This is a genomic window from Chitinophaga agri (genome assembly GCF_010093065.1).
GTDB lineage: Bacteria > Bacteroidota > Bacteroidia > Chitinophagales > Chitinophagaceae > Chitinophaga > Chitinophaga agri.
Genome location: NZ_CP048113.1, coordinates 1,049,669 through 1,072,337, shown reverse-complemented (window position 1 = coordinate 1,072,337; position 22,669 = coordinate 1,049,669). Strand labels below are relative to the sequence as shown.

19 protein-coding genes are annotated in these 22,669 nt (G+C 45.6%); 12 read left to right on the top strand and 7 right to left on the bottom strand.

Features of this window, described 5'->3' with window-relative positions; all coding sequences use genetic code 11:
* The first annotated feature begins 199 nt into the window (after positions 1 to 199).
* Together GWR21_RS04025 and GWR21_RS04020 are read left to right on the top strand one after the other, a co-directional pair.
* The gene (locus GWR21_RS04025) at positions 200 to 940 is read left to right on the top strand and encodes an SDR family oxidoreductase (RefSeq protein ID WP_162330501.1); all 741 of its coding nucleotides are present in this window, start codon (positions 200 to 202) and stop codon (positions 938 to 940) included.
* Between the two features lie 28 nt (positions 941 to 968).
* Positions 969 to 1,871, top strand: coding sequence for a helix-turn-helix domain-containing protein (locus tag GWR21_RS04020; RefSeq protein WP_162330500.1), 903 nt, complete (start codon positions 969 to 971; stop codon positions 1,869 to 1,871).
* 80 nt (positions 1,872 to 1,951) lie between these two features.
* Here GWR21_RS04020 and GWR21_RS04015 read toward each other — a convergent pair whose 3' ends face one another.
* Both GWR21_RS04015 and GWR21_RS04010 read right to left on the bottom strand, forming a co-directional pair.
* Entirely contained in the window at positions 1,952 to 3,142 is a 1,191-nt protein-coding gene (locus tag GWR21_RS04015) for a hypothetical protein (RefSeq protein ID WP_162330499.1), read from the bottom strand.
* A gap of 123 nt (positions 3,143 to 3,265) precedes the next feature.
* A complete protein-coding gene (locus GWR21_RS04010; RefSeq protein ID WP_162330498.1) occupies positions 3,266 to 3,670 on the bottom strand; it encodes a hypothetical protein in 405 nt (134 codons plus the stop codon).
* Between the two features lie 273 nt (positions 3,671 to 3,943).
* On the opposite strand from GWR21_RS04010, the gene GWR21_RS04005 reads away from it, so the two are divergent.
* Positions 3,944 to 4,237 (top strand): hypothetical protein, encoded by a 294-nt coding sequence (locus GWR21_RS04005; RefSeq protein WP_162330497.1) that lies wholly within the window; start codon positions 3,944 to 3,946, stop codon positions 4,235 to 4,237.
* 87 nt (positions 4,238 to 4,324) lie between these two features.
* On the opposite strand, the gene GWR21_RS04000 is transcribed toward GWR21_RS04005, so the two are convergent.
* A complete protein-coding gene (locus GWR21_RS04000; protein ID WP_162330496.1) occupies positions 4,325 to 5,701 on the bottom strand; it encodes a M57 family metalloprotease in 1,377 nt (458 codons plus the stop codon).
* Positions 5,702 to 6,189: 488 nt separating this feature from the next.
* On the opposite strand from GWR21_RS04000, the gene GWR21_RS03995 reads away from it, so the two are divergent.
* Positions 6,190 to 7,272, top strand: coding sequence for a fatty acid desaturase family protein (locus GWR21_RS03995; RefSeq protein WP_162330495.1), 1,083 nt, complete (start codon positions 6,190 to 6,192; stop codon positions 7,270 to 7,272).
* A gap of 76 nt (positions 7,273 to 7,348) precedes the next feature.
* On the opposite strand, the gene GWR21_RS03990 is transcribed toward GWR21_RS03995, so the two are convergent.
* Positions 7,349 to 11,701, bottom strand: coding sequence for a WGR domain-containing protein (locus GWR21_RS03990; protein ID WP_162330494.1), 4,353 nt, complete (start codon positions 11,699 to 11,701; stop codon positions 7,349 to 7,351).
* A 263-nt stretch (positions 11,702 to 11,964) separates the two neighbouring features.
* Here GWR21_RS03990 and GWR21_RS03985 point away from each other — a divergent pair, with 263 nt between their 5' ends.
* The 5 genes from GWR21_RS03985 (at position 11,965) to GWR21_RS03965 (ending at position 15,452) form a co-directional block, all read left to right on the top strand.
* On the top strand, positions 11,965 to 12,165 hold the full coding sequence (locus GWR21_RS03985) for a hypothetical protein (protein WP_162330493.1): 201 nt from the start codon (positions 11,965 to 11,967) through the stop codon (positions 12,163 to 12,165).
* Between the two features lie 91 nt (positions 12,166 to 12,256).
* Positions 12,257 to 13,042, top strand: coding sequence for an HAD family hydrolase (locus tag GWR21_RS03980; protein ID WP_162330492.1), 786 nt, complete (start codon positions 12,257 to 12,259; stop codon positions 13,040 to 13,042).
* Positions 13,043 to 13,539: 497 nt separating this feature from the next.
* A complete protein-coding gene (locus tag GWR21_RS03975) occupies positions 13,540 to 14,661 on the top strand; it encodes a M57 family metalloprotease (RefSeq protein WP_162330491.1) in 1,122 nt (373 codons plus the stop codon).
* Positions 14,662 to 14,874: 213 nt separating this feature from the next.
* Positions 14,875 to 15,129 carry a hypothetical protein gene (locus GWR21_RS03970; protein WP_162330490.1) on the top strand — a complete coding sequence of 85 codons (255 nt, stop codon included), beginning with the start codon at positions 14,875 to 14,877 and terminating at the stop codon, positions 15,127 to 15,129.
* Positions 15,130 to 15,146: 17 nt separating this feature from the next.
* Positions 15,147 to 15,452, top strand: a complete 306-nt coding sequence (locus GWR21_RS03965; RefSeq protein ID WP_162330489.1) for a hypothetical protein — start codon at positions 15,147 to 15,149, stop codon at positions 15,450 to 15,452.
* Positions 15,453 to 15,575: 123 nt separating this feature from the next.
* Here GWR21_RS03965 and GWR21_RS03960 read toward each other — a convergent pair whose 3' ends face one another.
* Complete coding sequence (locus GWR21_RS03960; RefSeq protein WP_162330488.1) at positions 15,576 to 17,729, bottom strand: cellulase family glycosylhydrolase; 2,154 nt, start codon at positions 17,727 to 17,729, stop codon at positions 15,576 to 15,578.
* 291 nt (positions 17,730 to 18,020) lie between these two features.
* Between GWR21_RS03960 and GWR21_RS03955 the strand changes: the two genes are divergently transcribed.
* The gene (locus GWR21_RS03955; protein ID WP_162330487.1) at positions 18,021 to 18,524 is read left to right on the top strand and encodes a hypothetical protein; all 504 of its coding nucleotides are present in this window, start codon (positions 18,021 to 18,023) and stop codon (positions 18,522 to 18,524) included.
* A gap of 75 nt (positions 18,525 to 18,599) precedes the next feature.
* On the opposite strand, the gene GWR21_RS03950 is transcribed toward GWR21_RS03955, so the two are convergent.
* On the bottom strand, positions 18,600 to 19,370 hold the full coding sequence (locus GWR21_RS03950) for an alpha/beta hydrolase (protein WP_162330486.1): 771 nt from the start codon (positions 19,368 to 19,370) through the stop codon (positions 18,600 to 18,602).
* A 262-nt stretch (positions 19,371 to 19,632) separates the two neighbouring features.
* Between GWR21_RS03950 and GWR21_RS03945 the strand changes: the two genes are divergently transcribed.
* Positions 19,633 to 20,244, top strand: coding sequence for a trimeric intracellular cation channel family protein (locus tag GWR21_RS03945; protein ID WP_162330485.1), 612 nt, complete (start codon positions 19,633 to 19,635; stop codon positions 20,242 to 20,244).
* 256 nt (positions 20,245 to 20,500) lie between these two features.
* Here GWR21_RS03945 and GWR21_RS03940 read toward each other — a convergent pair whose 3' ends face one another.
* Positions 20,501 to 21,382 carry a pirin family protein gene (locus GWR21_RS03940; protein WP_162330484.1) on the bottom strand — a complete coding sequence of 294 codons (882 nt, stop codon included), beginning with the start codon at positions 21,380 to 21,382 and terminating at the stop codon, positions 20,501 to 20,503.
* A 377-nt stretch (positions 21,383 to 21,759) separates the two neighbouring features.
* Here GWR21_RS03940 and GWR21_RS03935 point away from each other — a divergent pair, with 377 nt between their 5' ends.
* Positions 21,760 to 22,518 carry an oxygenase MpaB family protein gene (locus GWR21_RS03935; protein WP_162330483.1) on the top strand — a complete coding sequence of 253 codons (759 nt, stop codon included), beginning with the start codon at positions 21,760 to 21,762 and terminating at the stop codon, positions 22,516 to 22,518.
* The last annotated feature ends 151 nt before the right edge of the window (positions 22,519 to 22,669 follow it).

The following is a 22,669-nucleotide window of genomic DNA, read 5'->3' as shown; positions in this document are numbered from 1 at the left end:
TGAAGATATATTTTTGGCAATGGGCGGCATCTGCCGCCCATTGTTGTTAGACAGATAGCAGCTTACGCAGTTGAGAAAGTCATGAGGTGAATGTTCGTATGATGAATGATGTCATTGCACATCCGACTACAACATTGACAGATCTGGCTACTTTTCAGTGAGAGATTACCAGGAACTTTGTAGCCTAATACCAAAGAACATGCATCATCTTATCAAAGGAAAAGTAGTCGCAATCACAGGAGCAAGCAACGGCATTGGAGAGGCAATAGCAAGAACCCTGGCCAGTAATGAAGTAAAGGTTGTATTAGGCGCCAGAAGTGCCGGTCGGCTTGCAACTATCGTAGACGACATTAAAAGCGCCGGAGGCGAAGCTAGCTACATAGCCATCAATGTGAAGGACAGGGCTGATTTAGCCCGTCTGGTCAACGCAGCTGTTGCGCAATACGGCAGGCTGGACGTGATCATCAATAACGCGGGTATCAGCGAACTGAGTCGGATCGATGACCTGGATGTTGATGGCTGGGATGAAATGATAGACATTAATCTCAAAGGGGTACTGTATGGCATGGCAGCAGCTATTCCTGTTTTTAAGCAACAGGCGTCCGGACATATTATCAATATCATTTCTACTTCAGGTATAAAAATTGTGCCTATGCAGGGAGTGTATGCCGGCACTAAAAATGCCGTCCGTACGATAGCAGAAGCGTTCCGACAGGAATCTGACGGCACAATACGTATCACCGGCATTTCGCCTGGTGTCGTAAAAACAGGGTTAGTAAATGGTATGAAAGATCAGCAAATGAGATCCGCTATCTTAAAAAATATGGAACAGCTGGGTATAGCGCCGGAAGCGATCGCTCATGCTGTGATATATGCAATGAGCCAACCTAAAGAAGTAGAGGTAGGTGATATTGTAATTCGTCCGGCAGCACAAATCTGATTATCTTACGCGCCTTAAACAGTGGTATGTGAAACAATCTGCAGACATTCACTCATTCAGTAGTATCTCGCAATTGATGCGACATCTTGGACAACCTCCGCCATTGCATCCATTGGTGGCATTTGTTAACTATGATGAGATCTCTCATCAGGTGATAAGAAAGGGTACCAGGATCTCACTCGATTTTTACAAGATCTCATTCAAAAATAGCTTCCATGGACAAATAAAATACGGACAGGGGCACTATGACTTTGAAGACGGTGGACTTGCCTTTCTGAAACCCAGGCAAATCGTGACTGCTTCAGCCGATAGTGCCAGCTATGAGGGGTGTGTCCTGTATTTTCATCCTGATTTTATCAGGAATAGTCCGTTAGGACACGCTATCAACAAATACGGTTTTTTCTCTTATGCGGTATCGGAGGCACTCTGCCTGTCGGCGAAGGAAAAATTTGTTATTAATAATATTTTTGGCATTATCGCCGCCGAATTAGAGAACAGTATCGATCAGTTTAGCGAGGATGTCCTGATCACGCAGATAATGTTGTTGCTGAACTACAGTAGCCGCTTTTACAATCGTCAGTTCATCACGCGGAAGATGGTAAGCCATGAAATCATCGTTTCGCTGGATAGACTGCTTGAGCAGCACTTTGCAGAAGAGGCGGGCCTCCCTTCCGTGCAGTATATTAGTAAACGGTTACAGTTATCGGCACGGTATCTCAGCGATATGCTCCGTTCGCTCACTGGTTATACTGCACAACAATATATTCAGAATAAGGTAATTGAACAGTCGAAAGACCTGCTCAGTACTACGTCACTATCTGTTGCCGAGATAGCCTATAAATTAGGATTTGAACATCCGCAGTCATTCAGTAAACTGTTTAAGATAAAAACAAATTCATCACCGCTGGCGTTCCGGCAAAGCTTCAGTTAAACGCTAATAACGGATCCTGTCGCCAGGAATAATGCTTGATAGCGGTGGCAATGCGTGGCGATCAATTGCGTTCCGCTATTTTACAATGCAAATTCACCCGTTTCAATATCTACGGAAGTGGCCAGTGGGGCTCTCTTGCGGATATAGGGAATATTCTTTACGACAGGCAGCTTCCCAACAAGGGTAGACCTGCTGCTGGCAGCTTCAGCGATGGCAGCTCCTATGAGACCACCTAACATTGTGGGCACAACCACGGTGGCGTTTACGCCATCTGCCGGTAAACAATAATTTATCACAACAATACTATGCTGTTTTTGCTCAATTGGGATCAACACGTCATCATATTGTTTGAGTAGTATGCCATTCTTACGTACGCCCCAGAATTTATCAATAAACGTTTTATTCCCACTACTATCTGTATAATAGAAACGCACTGCATTATGCTCAAGACTATACGTTACAGTGGGAATGGAGGGCTGATCATGAATGAACTCCTTAAAAGTCAGGTAAATGCCATCCGCGTGGGCTTTCTGTTGCAGCGCCGGCACTTTATAACGTGCTAATGCATTTTCCTTTATCATATCCTTTGTATAAGCCGGGCTATCGGATTTTTGTGCGGATGCCCCCCGGATCAGCGATTGTTTCAGCAGTATATCCATGGCAGTACTGATATTCTCAACATGTTTTTCTGTCAACTCAGTACTGTTTTTGGTAAGTATTGTGTCTAATCTTGAGATCAGTCTGAATGCATCCACATCATTGCCTGCGAATGCTATTGCCCTGAGACGTAAAAAGCTTTTGTCAATCATGCTGAAGCCGCGCTCACCAATGCGCAACTCCTGTATGACCCATACGAGTTTTGCAGTGCCTGGTTTATATACCGACTGATATCGCTGGTCTATATATGATTGTAAATACGTGGTGTAGGGTTTGTCCGGAACCGCCTCCACCCACTGATCAAATACCCGTCTCTGTACATAGCCCAGGAGCGAAGAATCACTAACGGCATTGATGATTTCAATCCCGGAGATATCCATGCCTGAAAAATCCTTTCGATATGGAGCCGCATCGGCTAGCGTGATTATTTTAACCTGTTTCGTATCGACGTCCGTCGCTATATTTCTGCAAAATATAAAGGGGTCTTTCGCTTTACGATCCTGATTGACATTCACCTCATCATCAGGATACTGGGCGGATGTGATCGTCGCTGAAAAAGTGAATGTCAGCAGCAGTATCCAACGGATATTTTGAATGGGAAAGGGTAATCGCATCTTTTCTTTTAGTTGATGTATAACCACTAGTCGTAACGTTAACAGAAAAGTTTCAGCAAGCTCTCTTTAATGCTATCTGTACAACATTTACCCGTTTGCGCTTTCTGCAAAAATTCCATATGATCACACTTCCTGCTGCGCTTTAACCAACCTGTAGTAAAAGGTCGTATGTATGCTCAGAAACGTGACATGCGGCACCATCATCAGCAGCATCTCACTAAATCCATCTGATGTAGCAATCAATAGGATCAACAGGATCGTCAGCGCCGCCGGGCCTCCGAAGTAATACACAATTCTGGTGGACTTGTTAGCAAAATTGACGGGTTTAGCAAGCGCCAATACGGGCAGCGCCGACAAAAATAATAACAGGTGCCCGAAGATCTCCGCAATGATAAGAATGATGAACAATACCTGTCCTGCTTCGAATCCCGGCTCTGAAGCCGAATAGTACATACTGAATATAAAACCTGCTGATAAAAATGAGAATAACAATGTCAGTAGCAGATTCTTAAGCAGCAATTTGCGCATAGCCATTTATTAATATAGGGAAATAAGGTGCGATAAAGATATAGGTATTTTGTAATATTCGTTACAGGAAGGCAGTAATAATCAGCGAATTGCCTTTTTACACTACACTACAGCTCGTCCGGCACTATTGCATAACTCCCCGAAAATTTCAGTTGCATTTTCCCGGTTTTAACTACTTTTGCGGGCAACGCAGAACTCTGAGCGCGGAATATCAGCAAGTTAGGATAACTTACGATCCGTTCCCCCTTCAGGATTCTGAGCAAACCATTCATCATGAGAGCCAAAAAAGAAAATGTACGGGAGGTATTTCCTGCAACTATCGACAGACTAATAGAACGGGCACAAGACGCCGGTAAGACCCTGACCGATACGGACATCGCTGCCGAACTGGGCATCCCGATGGATACCTTTAAACTTTACTATCAGAAGGACAAGGCGCCTGCTGAAGTGTTCGACCTCATGCGGAAGAAATTCAAACAGTTTATTGGCACCCTATACATTGAGCGTGTGATCATGTCAGATGAGTTTGATGATGCAGATGGTGATGATGAGGATCAGGAGGGATAGAAAGAAGTAAAACCGAAGAAATATTTATAAACAGCAACGCCGGAGACCATCTCCGGCGTTGTTGTTTGATGGATGGCCAATTATAGATCAGTTCATCGGCTTTAACGGAATATAGTAATCCAGATCGTCAGAATATCCGACTGACATGGTATTATCCTTGTACCAGGCATAACACCAGCCGGAACTTGCCGCTATACCAATATCAGCGATATCGGTATATGTTTTACCAGGAGCCAGTGTGTAGGGGTAAGGGGCAATGTATGCACCCAGATTATCTGAGTAACCGGCAGATACTGTCCCATCCGAGTACCATGCATAACAATAACTTGTATTCTTGGCAATAGCAATGCCTACTATATCGGCAGGTGTTTTTCCCGCAGGAAGTTGAAAGGGCTTGGGTGCAAAGAAGGAGCCGAGATTATATTGACTACCTGCGGACACGGTGCCGTCCTTATACCATACATAGGCATACCCTGTATTGGCTATTCCCATGTCAATCACATCTGCATACGTCTTGCCTGCCGGTAACGTGTAACCCGTGGTCGGTCCATAGATCAAAGTCGAGTTACCCCTTGTTACCTGACCAGCCAGTCCCCAGAAATACACTGCATCATCATTACCAATATCAATACCGGCCATGGTAGCTAATGTACCGGAAGAACCGTTAGGGAATGTCTTCGGATATAGCGAGGCTGCTGCCTGCTTATCCTTATCAGACAAACGGCTGGCGCCTATGCCACACTGGCTGCCATTCATCAGTGAACCCGCATCGGTTCCACCCACGCCAGGTACATCGATGGCGCCTGCCGGTGTGCCAATATCATCCGTGCCATTCTGTGGCTCTCCGTTCGCGGCCCAGTTGGTGTGCCTGAAGCCGATACAATGCCCGAACTCGTGCGTAATGGTCCTTTGTCTTTGCTCGAAGCTGTTACCGGCAATGTAGGACTTGTTAATCATTACAAGACCGCCTGCCAGGCCGTTAATCGGAAATCTTGCCTGTCCGCAGCCGCCAGCGCCCAGGTTCTGGTCCCTGACCAGGATGTCATAAGACCCGCTGGTCACAATCGTAAAATGGAGATCTGTATTAGGTACAGTGTTCCATTGGTCAATAGCCGAATTGACCTCAGCGATCATACTCTGCATAGAGGCATCCACCATTACCCTGATATTGGTACGGTTTGCCTGGCTAACCAGGTATCCCGTATAATACTGTTCGGTAGTGGGACCCGTCAGGGACGGAACCTCCATGTCTTTTGGAAACGAGATGTCACCTTCCACGATATACTCATTGCCGGCATCTTTGATAGCCGACGCCGGAAAGCCCAGTTTTTTGATATAGGCTATAACAGCGTCATCTTTCGAGGGACTGAGTTCCGTGGTCTTTTCCGCATGCTTGCTACAGGAATAAAAAAACAGTGATAGTGCGCCTGCCATCAGGTAGGGCCTCAGGGGGATTTTCATCATACAAGGGTTATTTGAGATGTTTAAAAGGGATTATCGCTCATAGTATATGTGTGCATGAAATGGGTCTGATCAAACGTTAACGCCAGTGAAACCGTCAGCCAGTATCCTGGTGTCATAACGGGATGATATGTTCATATAAGTTAGATACTTTTTCTGACATATTGATGTTGGAACACGAAAAATGTTGGAAGATTTCGCCGGTCTGCCGATGCAGATGGGTTCGCACCTGTCACACGCTCTATGTTGTATATGATATATATTAATATATACTATGTCAATTATTATAGCATTCTTTTTCAAATAATAATATGTAATGTGAAAAATTTGTGATACATTTAGAGAGACATATTTGTCGGGCTTTTTATCACTGCATTATTTTTTACTCTCCACAGTAACAACTAATCTTTTCATTTTCAGCTCTCCTTTTATCTGTTCTAAACTCTATTAACAATACCTGGAACTGTTTTTTCTAGCAATTTATTTGAACTATGTCCTTTATTTCAACTGTTTTAGCTCCTCCCAGTTATGGGTGGAAGACCAGCGATGGTGCACTGGTAAAACCTACAACCAGACAATTATTCTCCGAGTTTTTTAAGCGGATCAACATCTTTGCTTCCCGCAAAAACTGGTTGCCGTTTTTTTCATGGATGAGTACTTTGTGCCTGGCACCCTTCTTTGTCTTGTTCATCTGGAAAGAGATCACTGACTTTAATGCCTGGTACCTGCTGGTAGCATTTGTATATGGTATGATCTTCATGGGTACACACGGTACGATCTGGTACCATCGCTATGGCACCCATCATGCGTATACCTTCAGTAATAAGTTCTGGCGTTTCTTTACTGAAAATATTGTCATCAAACTCATACCGGAAGAATTATATATCGTATCTCACCATGTGCATCATGCCTTGTCCGATCAACCCGGTGATCCTTACAATGCGGAAGGAGGCTTTTTATATTGCTTCCTGGCAGATGCCAATCATCAGCCGATCGCCAAAGACCTCAGTAAGGAAGACTATGAAAAAGCGGCCGCAATGCTGCGTCATACCGGTGTGAAGGCAAACAGCTATGCAGCTTATCAGAAATGGGGTTCTATTGCGAATCCATGGTATACGCTGCTGGCAATGGCGGCTAACCTCGCTTTCTGGCTGACCATCTTTTACCTGATAGGGGGTACTTATCTGGTACTGGCGACCATGGCTGGTGCAGGTGTTTGGGGTATAGGTGTCAGGACCTTTAATTACGAAGGTCATGCGAAAGGAGAAGAAAAACAGGTGTCCGGATTTGACTATAACAATAAAGACAAGTCTATCAATCAGTGGTGGCCTGGTATCGTAGCTGGTGAATGGCATAATAACCACCACCTTTATCCTGCCAGTGCCCGTTCAGGATTTCTGAAAGGACAGATCGATCTTGCATGGTGCTATATCTGGACACTGAAGCTTATTGGTGGCGTTAGTTCCTGCAGGGATGCTAAAAAGCAGTTCCTGGAGACCTATAGAAAGCCTTACCTGGAACAACAGCAGCAGATGAAGGAAGGCATTGTAAAGCCCGCGCCTGTAGTCAGATAATTACGCATACAGTGCCCTGTGAACAGGGGCGCTACTATAAGAAAGCCGGATGTACGATCTACATCCGGCTTTCTGTTTACAATTTTATCTGTTCGTACTCATCACTCAGCTCGATCTGATCTTTCGACCGCAGTTTTTCGATCTTCGCGACGACCTTCTCCAGGTCTTTTCTGTAGGCAGGGTCAAAGCCCATGGCCCTATACAGCAGCAGTGCCTGTGTTTCGTAGAATATATTCAGTACGCTTTTATTCTCGATAGGTGCGATGGTCTTCACCGTAGCCTTGATGTGATGCAGGCCCTCCTTCACACCGGCAAGGTCCGTAGCTGTCTGATAATAGCTGTAGGCCAGATTATTATGCGCCGCACGTAACGCAGCCCGGATAATATTGTGGTCTTCCAGATAGTCCCAGAGTGTGACCTTCCCCAACTCGGCAATGATGCGACGGCAGAGATCAAGGGAAGCTCCCTGTTCACCGGCTTCATACAGTGCATAACGCTGATGATCCCATACGTAGGCCCACCAGTTCATTTCGGAGCATTGCGCATCAGTGAGCTGTTTTTCCAGGTTTTTCAGTAAAGCCATCGCTTCACTGTAATCGCCGTTTTGTACCAGCACTGAGGCCTCTTCCATTTGTGTGTTGAACTGCTCTTTATAGAATGGATAGACTTCCGGTACGGGCAGTAGCTGGAAGGATGCGTAAGGAATTGTCAGCATCTCTGCGTTATACAGATCGGCTTGTTTGGCCACGTCCTGCGATTTGGTAAAGTGCTCTTTGGCAGTTTTGAGGTCGCCTTCCAGGAAATAACTCCAGCCGATGTAATAAGTGGCATGATGGTAATGCTTACTGCTATCTGTACTTACAGCAGAGAGTTTTTCTCTTGCAGCGCTGTATTGTTTATCGATGATCAGGCCCAGGCCCCAGTTGACCAGGAGAAAATCTTCGGAGAAGCTTTTCTTCCTGTTCTTAAAACAGGATTCGAATACTGCTGTGTATAACGCATGCGGAATATAAGTCGTGAGCCTGCTGTCCTGTAAGATCGCATTGATACAAAGTTCAGTACTACGGAGTGGTACAGGGACGAATTTAATATTGTCCGCACTTCTGGCCACTGACGCTTTGCAGATCTCCGTGGTCCGCATTTCCAAAGGAACGTATTCAAGCGCACTGCCATATTTACTCGAACAGGCATCCATGCACATCTCCTGCGTAATAAACTGGCGCGGCACGAACGCAAAGTCATAGGCGTTCATCTTTACGGCGATATCGCAGATCCGCTGTGTCTTAAATTTATCCGGGAGACTAAGCAGGCGCTCCCTATCCTCTTTTTTGCCCAGCGCCTTTATAATAAAGTCTTCCGTCCAGAAGCAGGACCATACTTTGCGGAAAGTGTCATAGGAGAATTGTTTCTCCTCGTCATATTCGCTGCTCTTCTGCCTGTTCTTTTCCCAGCCATAGGTTTTTACCTTCTCCTCAAATGCCGGCAGGTGTCCCAGGTGTTTTTTGTAGTAGCTGTAACTTTGTCTGGAAATATATTTTGCCTCTACATGATCAAACACGTCAATCCCGAATTTCCGGACATTTTCACCCAGTATTTCTACCGTTGACAGTGAACCGTAACGCCAGGTATTCCCGTCATAGCGTTCTACAATGAAAGGCCACATAGGATCACTACCATACCGGCTCACTGCATGCTCGTAGACTTCTTTGTCGACAAGCGCCATGGGTAATCTGGTGATCGCCATGATATGAATATCGATCGCCTGTTTAATATATTCGTTGGTATAATATTTAGAAGGTAGACGCTTTACAGGATAGTCTCCGAGGTTGCCACCTGCTATCAGTGCAACATTCATCCGCTCGTCCTGAAACGCCTTTGGTACGTATTTGTAGTTGTGCTGGTTCTGGCTCACCGCGTCAAAGCAGAGGGCATAATTCAGTTGGTCAGCCGGTAGTACAGAGAGGTCGATGCCTTTGGGGTGTATCCGTAGCAGTTTCTCGGATATACAGGCCGCAGGAATTTCCTCATACTGTGCTGGTTCCATCCTGTTCACTGCCTGGAAAATGATCTCTTCCGTCAGTAACGCCGGATCAAAATAAGCGATCACACGTCCGGTGATATCCGGTTGTTCCCGGGTTGTATGGTCCAGTAGCAAGTGTAGCATTTCACTGGTCCGGTACTTTGCTGGTATTTTACTGACCTTTGCAAATATCCATTGCGATGGCCACTGGCCGACTCTTGAATAGAGATCCAGACCATATTCCGGCAGGCTTTCTGTCAGGAACCGGTCCCAGTATTCCTGTCCTTTCTCTGTCGATACTGGTTTTCGGGTGTCCCAGTCTACCGTGACAGGTTCACCGTAGATGTAGGTAAGGTCTTTATGTTCTGTGTAAGGTCTGGCTTTACCATTTTTCTCAACGGCCACCTGATAGTAGGTATCGGCTTTCTGCGTATCTCCCTGCAGGAAGTAGATGAGCCCCAGTAACCAGTTGTTGCTGAAAAAGTTTTTTATTTTAATCGATCTTTCCAGATAAGGCTTCGCTTCCTCCAGTTCCCCCATGCAGATCAATGCTTCTGCGAGTATCCTTAGTGAAAAAGCTACCTGATTGTCTCTGGCAATTCCTATCTGTGCCCATTCAATGGCCTGATCGTATTTGCCCAGTCTGATGGCGGCTATTCCGCCATTTTCGATACAGCTGATCTCGTACTGCACTTTTTCCGGCGTGAGCGGAATAGCTTTAGCATAAAGTTCCATGGCCTGCGCATAGGCCTTTTGGTCATATAAGAGTTTGCCGGCCGCCTTATAAGCAGGGTAATATCCTGGTGAAGTGCTGATGGCTTTCCTGTAAGTCTGGTAAGCGCCGAGCAGGTCATTTTCCTGTTCCAGTGCTTCTCCCTTTTTTACCAGATTGATGCCTTCGGGCGTTACGCCATCGAGGAAGGGGTTCAGTCCGCCCTTCACGGCCTCATAAAAAGAGTCTATTGCCACAGTCAGTTCATCGTGATGAGATGCTTCAACGGTGTAGTACAGCTCCGGTTTGAACGCATAGGCATACTCATGCCACATCAGGAAGGTGTTATCCGTTTCGTAGGCGGTCAGGTCATCATAGTTGTAGAGGGCCGTGATCACCGTCTCCGGCGCAAAATCAAAATACGCGAGGTCGTAGAACCAGGAGAAGAAGTAGGGAGCATTGATCTTTCTGTATGCCAATTTACGCAATGCTTCGTCGTCTTCAGCGTAGGCGGAGGCAACGTATCTAATGGTTTCCTCACCCAGTGTTCGCTGGAAATCTGACAGGTCGATATAATCAACCGTCGTATTGCCGGTCACGTAGTATTGAAAAGAGACCTTTCCTGTGATGGTCATATTGCCCCGCACCACAATCAGTCCGCCGATATCATGATCTTCTCCGGCATGAAGGTCGCCGTCATGAAAGGTGATCGTTCCATCTTCGAAGTATTCACGTTCGCTTTCATAGTCTTCAGCGTAGTCACTGTCTTCATCGTCCCAGTAGTCAAACAGCTGGTCTACCCCCAGGCGTTCCAGTACCTCATCATATGCCAGTTCCTCGAAACCATCTCCCATTTTTGCAGCCGGGGTCTCCTGATAGGTGGGTTCAGCTACTGCAACCGGTGTACCCGATGTAGTACCCGTTTTTGAGATCATCATGCTGAATTTGCTCTTTTCACGCATGATGGGCGCCATTGCTTCCTCAAAGCCCTCATTATTTGTCTTTGCAAATCCCTTCGGGAAATGGAGGATATGTACATTTTCCAGCGGATCGGCTACGTACAGCCGTACCTCATTGTCAGTGCCGGCCGTGCCGAGTACCCAACAGCACTGTGAAAAATAGTCTTTCTCCTGTTCTGTCAGCCGGAAGGTGAAATGATAGGTATTCTGAAGGATGACCAGTGTGTTATACAGGTTATCACCCTGCTGCTCGTCGCCGGTATAGGCATAGATCTCGCAGGTGAAATCATCTTTGCTGAAAAGGAAGCTACCTTTTTCAAGCCAGTAGTCCACATAGGAAGAAGGTAGTTCGAATCCGGCACTGTCTTCCATAGCCGTAATATCGTCTTCGCTTACCTTTTTTACCTCCGGTTGTTCTTCCGGATAGTATTCTTCCAGGTATGTTGCCAAGGCCAGGAGATCTGCATACAGTTCGGCGGGAGGTGCAAATGCGTCATCCACCGGTGTAGGCGTCGTGGTGGTTACGTCGTCATGCTGCCGGATATAGCCTTTCTTTTCTTTTTCAGCGATCAGTTTGTCCGCCGCTTTCAGGCATTCTTCTGCAGAAGCGAACTGTTTGGTTTGGGATTGTCCTGTCGTGCCAACTTTGCCATATTGTACGGTAAGGTCAGTACCATTTGTGTCGATATGCCAGAATTTGTGTGATTTGTCGTCCTGGTAAATGAACCTGGTTTTCATAAAAACATTTTTTGCTAGGGTATGGTAACTCTAAAGGGTTTGGGGTGGCAAAGGTAATCTATAAAATGATATTCATATACTATGTGAATAACTGGAATGTGTCAATAGTAAGTAGTACATTTTCTTTTTGCCCGGTCCCTGCCAAAATATTACCTGATAGGTATACCAAATGGGTACTAACAGGTCACCTAAAGGTCACTTCAAGGGCACTTCAATATCCCAGGGATATTGAAGTGCCCTTGAAGTGACCTTTAGATAACGGTATGGTGACGATAAAGATAGGGGATCAGGCACCTTTCGGCACCTCAGAAACACGGGTGGAGGCTAGTCAGTTATGTGCAGGAGGTGCAGCTGTTACCCGCTGCCAGATCTGGCATGCTGCTGACACGTTACCCCGGGAATGGGCGAACAGATATATTTATGGAAATACCAGACTAAGCCTGTACCAGATGCCAGGCAGATAAGCACTGTATGCCAGTTAGCGGGAGATGGGTCATAGGGATTTTTAGTTGTAAATTACTTAGGAAGATAAAGAATAGATAGTAGCTTTGCCTAATGATCAAGTTAGTAGTCACAGACCTGGACGGTACGCTGTTGAATGATCAGCACGAGGTGCCGAAGCGTTTTTGGGATATTGCCAGCCGCCTGTTCAGGAAAGGAATTAAGCTGGGTATTGCTACCGGCCGACCGCATTTCAGCATTACTGAGAATTTTCCGCCTATCATGGCGCACGTATATGCTATTTCTGATAATGGTAGTTTTATCATGCATGATAAAAGGGAGATCCTGTCCAAGCCATTGCCTCATGAGGAGATTGCCCCATTGGTCAATACCTCCCGTGGTATAACGGGTACCTATCCCGTGTTATGTGGTAAAGACTATTGGTTCCTGGAATGTGAGGACAAGGTGTTACTGGAAAAGGTCCTCATCTATCAGAAGAATATAAAAATCGTGGAAGATCTCACCAAAGTGGAAGAGCCTATACTGAAGATGTCTGTACTCGATCTGAAAGGTGCAGATCATCATAGCTTTCCTCACTATACGCAGTTTGCGGACAGATTGAAGGTAGCCCTGGGTGGTGCCCTGTGGGTAGATGTGACACGTACGGATGCCAATAAGGGAGAGGCGGTGCAGATGTTGCAGCAGCTGACTGGTACAAGTCCGGATGAAACACTGGTATTCGGTGATTTTATGAACGACTATGAGATGATGAAGGCGGCAAAGTACAGTTATGCTATGAAGAACGCTTATCCGAAGATCCTCGAGGCGGCGAACTTCGTGACAGAGAAGGATAATAATGAGGAGGGTGTACTGGATGTGATAGAAGCATTGTGTTTGTAAAACAGATCTGCTTATACCGTTATTAGTTAAGTGTACATTTAACAATAAAAATACTATAACGTAAAGGGATAGGGGCGACGACCTGTCCCTTTACGAAAATTATTTGGCACAAGCCCTTTGTGTTTCGTGGATTCTTTCCTATCTTACAGAAAATGTTTCCCTCATGAACCCTGTTATTGTAACCCGTATTGTTACTCCACCAAAACGATTTGTATACTACACGTTCCATAACCTCTTTCCGCGAAGCATCATGCGCTAGATAATCTGTTAGAAAGGATGCCCCCTTATCACGACTGACTGATCAGGTATGTCAGCCGGTAGCTATTGTTATGTCCCAACCTGTCACGCGAGCAGCTGCCCCTGACGCGATGTGGCGTGCAGTATCTCAACCCCGTATTTGAAAACCCAATTATACTTTACAATGACTTCACGTGCCCCACCAGACACGATCCTTTATCACCCTAAGAGCAATTTATTAATCAGTTAACCATTTTTTTATGCGCAAATTTCAGTACATACTTTATGTAGTCCTATTGATGTCATTCGCTATCAGCTGTTCCAAAGAGCATACAACCGAAGAGACATCTTCCGGTGCCATCAACACCAATGATCCTGTTATCAAAAGGATCCTGTCAGAAGGGTATACCCTCAGCGATATCGAAGAACTGCCGGATCGTTACATCGTGCAGCATGACCTGATCTTTTACAAAAAAGAACCCGGACAAGGCACTGGTGCGCCAACAACTGAACAGGCCCGTTCACCATACCTGGTGGCGCCTGCCTACCGCAATATTAACGTGTATCTTGACGGCTCATTTAGTACGATCAACCTGAGTGCGATCCTGGATAACGTAATAGCAGCGTATAACGCCGTAGGATCAGGCATACGGCTGACAAGGGTGTATTCTTCATCCAGCGCGAACATCACCGTAACACAGAACAGCTTACAGTTAGGCGTTTGTGGACAGGCAGGATTTCCGTTCTCCAATGGGCAGCCTTTCAATGTTGTCTATATTTCTGAATACACATTGAACTACTACGGTCTTACCAGTACAGCGCAGTTAACCATGCTGGTAGCCCATGAACTCGGGCATTGTATCGGGTTACGTCATACCAACTGGCAGCCAAGCGGCGAATCAGCTGCTATCCATATCCCAAGCACGCCTTCCACTGACGGCTCTTCCATCATGAATGGCGGCACCTGTGGCGCAAGCTGGGCTGGACTGTCTTATTATGATAAGGTCGCTTTATTGTCACTGTATCCTGTTACCCTGGGTGGTCCTAATAACCTGCAACCTGGTCAGCAACTTGCACAGGGTGAATTGATCCGTTCAGAAGACGGCCGGTTTATCCTCGTATTGCAGGGAGATGGTAACCTCGTTCTCTACTACTACAATGTGGCACTGTGGAACTCCGGTACTTATGGTAATCCTGGCATTACGAAGGCGATCATGCAGGGTGACGGTAACTTAGTACTGTATGATAACAATTTTGTTCCATACTGGAGTTCAGGTACATCTGCTTACCCAGGTAGTTATCTCGTGCTGCAGAACGATGGTAATCTGGTGGTTTACCAGGGTGCGACTGCACGCTGGGCCTCAAATACCGGTGGATATTAGGCAAAAGCTATTTCCAATGAAAAAGGCGTCTCAATTACTTTTGAGACGCCTTTTTCTTTCTGGGTGACAAATGAAGTAAAGGCAGGCAACCGTTGTAGTATAAGCATAGTATCTACAACTACGGGAAATTCCCCGTAAGGTCAACGGCTGTTTTTCCCGTAACAGCTATCGTCAGGACGTGTTAAGTTTGAACTGGATTTAAAACTTACCGTTATGAATATTACAAACATATTAAACTACATGAACACTGATAAAGAGCGGGTATGGTACCCTCTCGCTGAACTGGCCAGCAAGGCAGAAGCGGATCCACTTGAGGTGATGAAGGCACTGAATGCCTCGCCCCAGGTAGTGAGATCAGCCCGGCTTTCCAAAGAGGGCGATCAGCTATTCGCTTCGAAGGAAGATTTTTCGAGAAGTGAGCCGCTGATGAACCAAATAATAGGTGCATTTAAGAATCGTATTGATTAACTCCTAAATTATTTTGTATGCAAGAGTATATCTGGTTGCCGGCATTGGCTGGTTTCATGGTGCAGCTATTGAACTTACTGGAAGCCTTAAAGCTGGATGCTTCCAGAGCCCCGGATTTTACCCGTTTTACGTATTGGATACCCTATATTGCTGCACCTCTCCTGGGAGGGTTCGCGGGATATTGTACGTTTCACGGAAGTGAGGTTAAATATACAACGCTGATGGTGGCGCAGGTAGGTGCCAGTGCGCCATTATTGATAAGAAGCCTCGCCAGCGCTATTCCGCGGGCAGAACAGCGGAGTAGTGGTGGAGCTGGCGGATGATATTACAGGTGGACACTGATCATGCAGATCACGGATAGACCGCCAACATTTCTCTGCATATTTTGCAGATGAGTGTTAGCGGTCATCTGTTGCTACCTGGCTATAGCTGCCAAAAGCCAGCCCTCAGTTTTTGATGAAAGTACCTGTTAATATTTTTTCCCCGGAGATCGTTACAAAATACATTCCCGGTTGTAATGCTGATATATCCAGTGTTTGCTGTCTCCCTACCACATACATTTTCCGTACCCCCGACAGGTCGTGTATCGTGATGATCTTGCCGCTTACATCCACCCCCGAGAACCGGATCGTGTTTGTAGCCGGATTAGGATAGATGGTGAACGCCTGTACGTTCGTCTTTTTTAGCATGCTGGCAGATAATGCCGCCGGACGTAGCACAAATTTCACAGCATCAGCGATCACGTATCCATTTGCGGAGTCGTTTCGAATCACGACATTTCCTGTAGTACCGGCTGCGAAATTGTAAGTCCCCAGGTATTTCCATACACCATTCTCTATCTGCTGATTGATACGGTAACTGCTGCTGCCACCATCGTAGTTGATATCAACCGGGGTGTTGGAAGCCCTGTTTGTGCCCGATGCCCAGCGCATATACACATCATATGTGCCTGCTACGGGCAGCGCTGGTGTGAACTGCATCTGCCTGCCTCCGGTCGCGCCTGTGTTCCCGTCTACCATATAATTGGAACCATAATACCCGGGGGACGACGTGCTGTTTGTCCATGAACCGGTGGCCACCGCAGCAACATTATCCACGATCACCATATTGGCGGAGGGCACATCTGCTACTGCATGGCCCTGTGCACTTTCTACAGTACTCACTGATGAGATCCTGTAATAGTAGGTCACGTCATTTGTCACACTGGCATCCGTATAGGTGGTGCCCGTAATACCTGTTGCCATCAGCGTGTAGGGCCCCATTGCTGCCGTAGACCTGTAAACATTATAACTGGTGGCACCTACTGCATTTTTCCACCAGTTCAATTCAATAGCCGCATTGCCGGCGATGCTTGTCAGGTACATCGGCACATCAGGGGCATATCCGTTGGGGTCTGTCGTAGCAGCTATTTCCGGACCATCATTGATCGCATAATAATAGGTCGTATTGGCGGTTAAGCCCGTATCGGAATAATTAGTAGCAGTGAGAGAATCAATGACCGTATAAGGGCCGCCGCTAATCGTAGCACGCTTCAGGACACCTGTTGAATCAGCTGGCCATGTCAGGTTAATCGCAGTTGGCGAGACAGGGTAGGCGCTTAATTGTACGGCTTCGGGCTGTCCGTCATTTTTCTTACCGGCAAACCATTGTTGCATAAACTGCCCCTGGTTCTCTCCACTCATCAGGTTCCAGTTCCAGTCAAAATACTGAGGTTTCCAGAAGTTATCGAAGATATACCCCGTCCAGCCGATCTCAGGATGCGCATCCAGGTAAGTCCTGAAAGGTGTACCCCAGCCGGTGGTCGTACCGCGTGTTACCCCATCTGAATAATCACTGTTATCATTCCAGCCGAATTCAGTTACCATCACGGGAATCGTTTGTGCAGCTGTACCAAACCTTGTATTCAGGTTAGCCGTTGTGGCGGCTCCCTGATTGGGATAAATATGATATACATACACCAGATTGCCGCCTGTCATAGGGTTGGCGGCGGCACTGTTCACTCTTGTACTCCATTGGGGGCCACCTACCAGGATGATGTTCCTTGGCGCTACTGTCCTGATCGTATCTATTACCGGCTGGATGTAACTTTTCCATGTTGTCCATACATCCGGATTAATAGGTTCATTATAAATTTCGAACAGCACGTTGGGGGTATTGGCATACTTCGGCGCTACATATTTCCAGAAATTCATCACAAATACCTGTGGTATGCCACCTGATCCGTAGTTCGACACAAAGTGAAGGTCGACGATGATATACAACCCTTTTGCAATGGCCTGCTGTACATAAGGGTCTATAATATCAGCGAAGCTCTGTGCGGGGTCGCTTACTTTTGCGCACGTGACCTGGAGGCGTACAACGCGCGACTGCCAACCTCTGCCGGCATCTGCCTGCCATTCCAGCATTTCACTGATAGGTTTGCTGGCGCAGGTCGTACATTCATTATTATGTTCCGGGGCCAGGATGGACACACCTCTCAGGGTGACATTGTTACCACTGGAGTCTTTGATCCGGTTACCGTCTACGTATAACCAGGGGACCTGTGCATGGCCGGTGACGCAAGAAAGAAGGAACAGAAACAATAAGATCGGGTTTTTCATGTGGATTGGAATTAAGTGCTAAAAACAAACAATACATGAATGTAGACAATCTCAGTGCAGTTATCTGTGTACTTTCATGGCATTTGCCGGTTATGAGGCCGGAACAGATCTGTTCCTTATCCGGAGGTGATCACAATGGTCCCGGTTTATTTTAACATATTCTTTAATATTTTATTAATAGATAATACTTAACTTGAACGCTGACCGTTTACCAAAGACGTGATGACGTTTTTTTTATTGTCCACTAATCCTGTAATTTTCTTTCGTGTCTAAAACAACCCTCTCATAAATATGAAATTTTTATTGTCAGTAACGTTTGCACTGCTGCTGGGGCTAACGACGTTCGCACAGAACCGGCCTGCGTTCCCTGCACTTAAAGCAAAGGAAGATTATGCTAAAGCAGAACCCCTGTTCCAGCAATTAACAGAATGGATCACCGAGACAGATCTTGACAAACAAAAAGATGAGCGTTTGCTGTCCAATGGCTTTCTAATGGAATGGCTTACCGGTTCACCTACAGTCACGGTTCAAATGGGAGATCCGTTGTTGAAAGTATTTGATAAAAATCCTCAGCTGCTGATGGTCTATATGGCTAATTATGCCAGCTACTGTATCAGCAAGCAGTCTTCAGCGGATAAGGCAGCCGCAGCAAAGGCGGGTTTGCTGTCAGTGATCAGGGTATATCAGAAAGGACTTGCCGTAGTGAAGAATAAGGCGCTCGAGAAAGTGATAGCGGCTAACGACGACAATAAACTGGATGAATATATAGATAAGAACTTTAAAAAGCAGTTGTAGTTCATCACATCATATAATAGATCCGTGTAGATCAGCTGATCTGCACGGATCTATTATATAACGATTTAATAGTAATTATTCATGAAAATAGTTCGTGATGATCTTACTGATCGTATCTGCTTTATTAAAAACCATGAGATGGCCTCCTCCTTTAATGCGGTAGTCAGGATGAACACGTCTGCCGGTGATCACTCTGTCAGCCGTGCCATGTATCTGAATGGTCCTTTCCGGAGCCGACGTGTTGTCCCAGTAGGCGATACTCTTCAGGGCCCAGCGAAAAAAAGTTACATCTGTTTGCTTTAGTAAATTTGTTAACGTTGTTTTGTCATTTTGTGACCGCGCGCCAAAATACTGGTAGGTGAGGAAATTAGTACGTTGTATCAATGCCCCGGGTATGATACGATAGAGACCCAGTTTCATGAAAAAGAACTGTTTGCGGTTCAGTTCACGTCGGGTTCTCACGGAAGAGATCAATACCATTTTATCTACGTTCAGCTGTTTGGAGACTTCCACCGCAACGATCCCTCCAAAGGAAAGCCCGATGATATCCGGATTTTCAACAGTGATCTGACTCTTGATTCTGCCTGCATATTCGGTAATGGTTTCATTTGGCAGTGCGGGAATCCAGTTGATGTACACTTTTCGGTACCCCGGCAGTTTCAGATTCATAAATATAGTGGAGTCAGCCCCCAGACCGCTGAAAAGATAAACGGTTTTTTGTGCCCGATTTGTAGTATCCTGTGTAGTGCGGGCGCCTGCAACGAGGCTACTGATCATAAATAAACCCACAAAAATCACTTTCACCCTTTGCATCATAGATTTCTTCACTTCTAACCTGATAGCCATTGTTAATATAGTAGTTTACGATGTGCGGCCCCGGAACATCTTCCCAATGTGGTTTTACCGGCTTTTTAAAGATCATCCTGGTGCCTTATCCGGAACATTCAGGACAATCTGTCGCCCCATTGTTGTCTATGGCAACTATGATACCATTTCTTAGATCGGAGCCATTTTATAGTATAAGATGCCCTAAATTTTGCCCGGATGGGCCAGTTTGAATTAGATGATTTCCTTATATTTAGGGCTTTATTTAACTGAATTTGGTAATATGTTATTTTCAATATTGGATAATATAGGCACCATCGCTTTTGCTATTTCAGGGGCATTGACAGCAATCGAAAAAAGGATGGACATCTTTGGTGTTTTGATGATTGCGATCGTTACTGCATTTGGCGGCGGCACACTAAGAGATATACTTATCGGTAATTTTCCTGTTACCTGGTTAACGGACCTTTCAAATTTCTATGTAGTAACCGGATCGGTGGTCATTACAATTCTCTTCCGGAAAGTGTTGCTGAAACTACCATTGTCCTTGCTGTTCTTTGATGCGATCGGCCTGGGAATTTTTACGCTTATTGGTATTCAGAAAGGATTGCTTGTTAACCTGCATCCACTGGTATGTGTACTCCTTGGCACTGTAACAGCTTGTTTCGGAGGTGTGATCAGAGATATACTCTGTAATGAAGTACCTGCCATCTTTCACAAAGAAGTATATGCTACGGCTTGTATGGCGGGAGGTGTTGTGTTCTTTGCGGGAGAATACTTTGCATTTTCCCGGGATGTGATCTTTATAAGTACAATTGTGACGATCATTGTAATAAGGCTATTAGCGGTGCGCTACAGCTGGTCCCTGCCCCATGTGAAAGTGTGGGGGGAATAATAAGGGAACGGCCGGAGATAGCCGGACTTTGATCCATACGGTCCAGAGATGATCACAATGGATCCCTGGCCTGAGGCAATATTTCTACATGCAACTGGAAGACATACGGTAAAGCAGTTTATTGAAGATACAGCTGGGCACTATAATGGAGCCCCTCCAGCGGAATTGTATGGTGGGGTTAGGCCTGTATAGCTATATAGGTATTTATAGCTCAGCGAATACCTGATTGTAGAGGCCAGGTATTCGCTGTAATCTTTTAAGATAGCATCATCGGAACATCCATCAGCAGAATTTCCGCATCCTGAGAAGTCGCTTTAATACTCAACGTTGCAGTGTCCCATACACCAAATCCGTCTCTTCCTTCCAGCTGTTGTCCCTGTATAATGGCACTACCTTTAATGATAAATGCGTATACACCATTTCCCTTTCTCTTCACCGTGTATGTCGAAGCAAAATTGTTATCAAATTTCCCCAGGTGGAACCAGGCATCCTGATTGATCCACACGCCAGCATCAGCAGGATCAGGAGAGACTATCTGCTGAAACTTATTATGTCGCTGCCCGGGTTTTAGCGTGATCTGATCATATCTTGGTGTCACGTTCCTTTTATTGGGGAACACCCATATCTGGAGGAACTTTACCTGTCTGTCCGTGTTTTTATTGTATTCACTATGCGTAATGCCTGTACCGGCGCTCATGACCTGTATATCTCCATTTTTGATAAGTGCCACATTGCCCATACTGTCTTTATGTTCAAGGTCACCTTCCAACGGGATGCTGATTATTTCCATGTTGTCATGAGGATGTGTGCCGAATCCCATACCCGCTTCAACGCGGTCGTCATTTAGTACCCGTAATACGCCGAAATGCATACGTTTGGGATTATAGTAATTGGCGAAACTGAAGGTGTGGCATGATAACAGCCATCCATGGTCTGCTTTTCCCCTTGTAGTGGCTTTATGTAAAACGGTGTTCTCCTGTACATCTACATCTTCTGAATTGGGTAGATGGTTATATCCAATGATCTCCAGCGGTTTGATCTCATCTACGTCATTCTTTAATACATTTCCCAGTGCCGTTGTTGCTGCAAACATGCCGGTTCCGAGTAAGCCTTTCTTTAGAAAATCCTTTCTATCCATGTTCTTGCGTTTTATTGCATTGCAAGATAGATATAGCGGAATTCCCAAACCATTGAACTAGTTTAAGAAAACGGGGAGCAGGGTAGGAGGGGAACAATGGTTACTGATAGGTGTTTGCCCAGTGATTGAAGCGATGCTTGGAAATGTGGAATATCTTTACTTACTTTGTATTGCAAAGCGCTTTTATGGTTATGCAAACAGCGATAACAAGGCGAGTAATAAAGGCATAGATTATTTATAGCCGGGTACATCAGGCAGAGCCCTGTTTTCTGGCGTCTGATCGACTGTTCATTCGGCATTATTGGCATAATTCCCCTGCTGATATGCCACAAGAAGATAGGGCAGTTGACGCCGGTAGCCGCTTAAATCATATTACGATGAATACGTTTGTGGACGATGCATCAATTGTCAAGAAAATATGGAGTACTACGGATATTACCTTATTTATCTTCGCGGGTGCTGCTGCAGAATTTGCATTAAACAGAGAGGTGGACTGGTTATATTTTACTGGTAAAATACCCGGTGATCCTATAGGACGCTTGTTCTCAACTGTAAAATATGCGCAGCATATCATTTTCAGGGAAGAGAAAGAGGCTATTTCATCCATTGAGAAAATAAATACGATACACCAGCATGTAGAGTCGGCCCGTGGTCATAAGATCTCGAATGACGGCTACCAGGACGTGCTGTACATGTTGATCTATTACTCGATCTCTTCTTTCGAACTATTGGAAAGAAAATTAAGTAACCAGGAAAAAGATGAAATTGTACGCACCTTCGCCAGGATTGGCCGGCAAATGCACATACAGGATCTCCCCGCTGACTACAGCGAATGGAAAGAGATCTATGCAAACCAGGTGATCCGTAACCTTTTAAAAAGTTCCTTCACTGAAGACCTGTTTAAGCAATACAGAAAGCATTTAGGGGGATTTCGTTATTTTCTCCTGCTTGATATTCAGCGGTCGCTCTTGTCAAAACACGTGAACTCGTTACTTGCCCTGGGACGCCCGCGGGTGGTACCGTTACTACTTTGCGTTTATAGAAAGGTGCGCAGATTCAGGCTACATGAACAGCTGATATTGATGATGGTACCCGGTAAATTTACGAGACAGGTAAAGGAAATGCATCATCCCTGACAAATATTTAAACCCTATGGTGAAAAGAGCAATACTACCTATGCGTGAGAATGAAATAAAACTCAAAGCCGACTTTACGAAAACAATGATCGGATGTCTGCTTGTAACGACGCTACCCGTTTTTATATTTCTTTACGCGGAGAGAACACGT

Coding starts and splice junctions, on each gene's coding strand:
- GWR21_RS03995 (WP_162330495.1), top strand. CDS start 6,190: ATGTCCTTTATTTCAACTGTTTTAGCTCCTCCCAGTTATGGGTGGAAG.
- GWR21_RS04015 (WP_162330499.1), bottom strand. CDS start 3,142: ATGCGATTACCCTTTCCCATTCAAAATATCCGTTGGATACTGCTGCTG.
- GWR21_RS03935 (WP_162330483.1), top strand. CDS start 21,760: ATGAATACGTTTGTGGACGATGCATCAATTGTCAAGAAAATATGGAGT.
- GWR21_RS03990 (WP_162330494.1), bottom strand. CDS start 11,701: ATGAAAACCAGGTTCATTTACCAGGACGACAAATCACACAAATTCTGG.
- GWR21_RS03975 (WP_162330491.1), top strand. CDS start 13,540: ATGCGCAAATTTCAGTACATACTTTATGTAGTCCTATTGATGTCATTC.
- GWR21_RS03940 (WP_162330484.1), bottom strand. CDS start 21,382: ATGGATAGAAAGGATTTTCTAAAGAAAGGCTTACTCGGAACCGGCATG.
- GWR21_RS03985 (WP_162330493.1), top strand. CDS start 11,965: ATGGTGACGATAAAGATAGGGGATCAGGCACCTTTCGGCACCTCAGAA.
- GWR21_RS03980 (WP_162330492.1), top strand. CDS start 12,257: ATGATCAAGTTAGTAGTCACAGACCTGGACGGTACGCTGTTGAATGAT.
- GWR21_RS03960 (WP_162330488.1), bottom strand. CDS start 17,729: ATGAAAAACCCGATCTTATTGTTTCTGTTCCTTCTTTCTTGCGTCACC.
- GWR21_RS04025 (WP_162330501.1), top strand. CDS start 200: ATGCATCATCTTATCAAAGGAAAAGTAGTCGCAATCACAGGAGCAAGC.
- GWR21_RS03955 (WP_162330487.1), top strand. CDS start 18,021: ATGAAATTTTTATTGTCAGTAACGTTTGCACTGCTGCTGGGGCTAACG.
- GWR21_RS04005 (WP_162330497.1), top strand. CDS start 3,944: ATGAGAGCCAAAAAAGAAAATGTACGGGAGGTATTTCCTGCAACTATC.
- GWR21_RS03950 (WP_162330486.1), bottom strand. CDS start 19,370: ATGGCTATCAGGTTAGAAGTGAAGAAATCTATGATGCAAAGGGTGAAA.
- GWR21_RS03970 (WP_162330490.1), top strand. CDS start 14,875: ATGAATATTACAAACATATTAAACTACATGAACACTGATAAAGAGCGG.
- GWR21_RS03965 (WP_162330489.1), top strand. CDS start 15,147: ATGCAAGAGTATATCTGGTTGCCGGCATTGGCTGGTTTCATGGTGCAG.
- GWR21_RS04010 (WP_162330498.1), bottom strand. CDS start 3,670: ATGCGCAAATTGCTGCTTAAGAATCTGCTACTGACATTGTTATTCTCA.
- GWR21_RS04000 (WP_162330496.1), bottom strand. CDS start 5,701: ATGATGAAAATCCCCCTGAGGCCCTACCTGATGGCAGGCGCACTATCA.
- GWR21_RS03945 (WP_162330485.1), top strand. CDS start 19,633: ATGTTATTTTCAATATTGGATAATATAGGCACCATCGCTTTTGCTATT.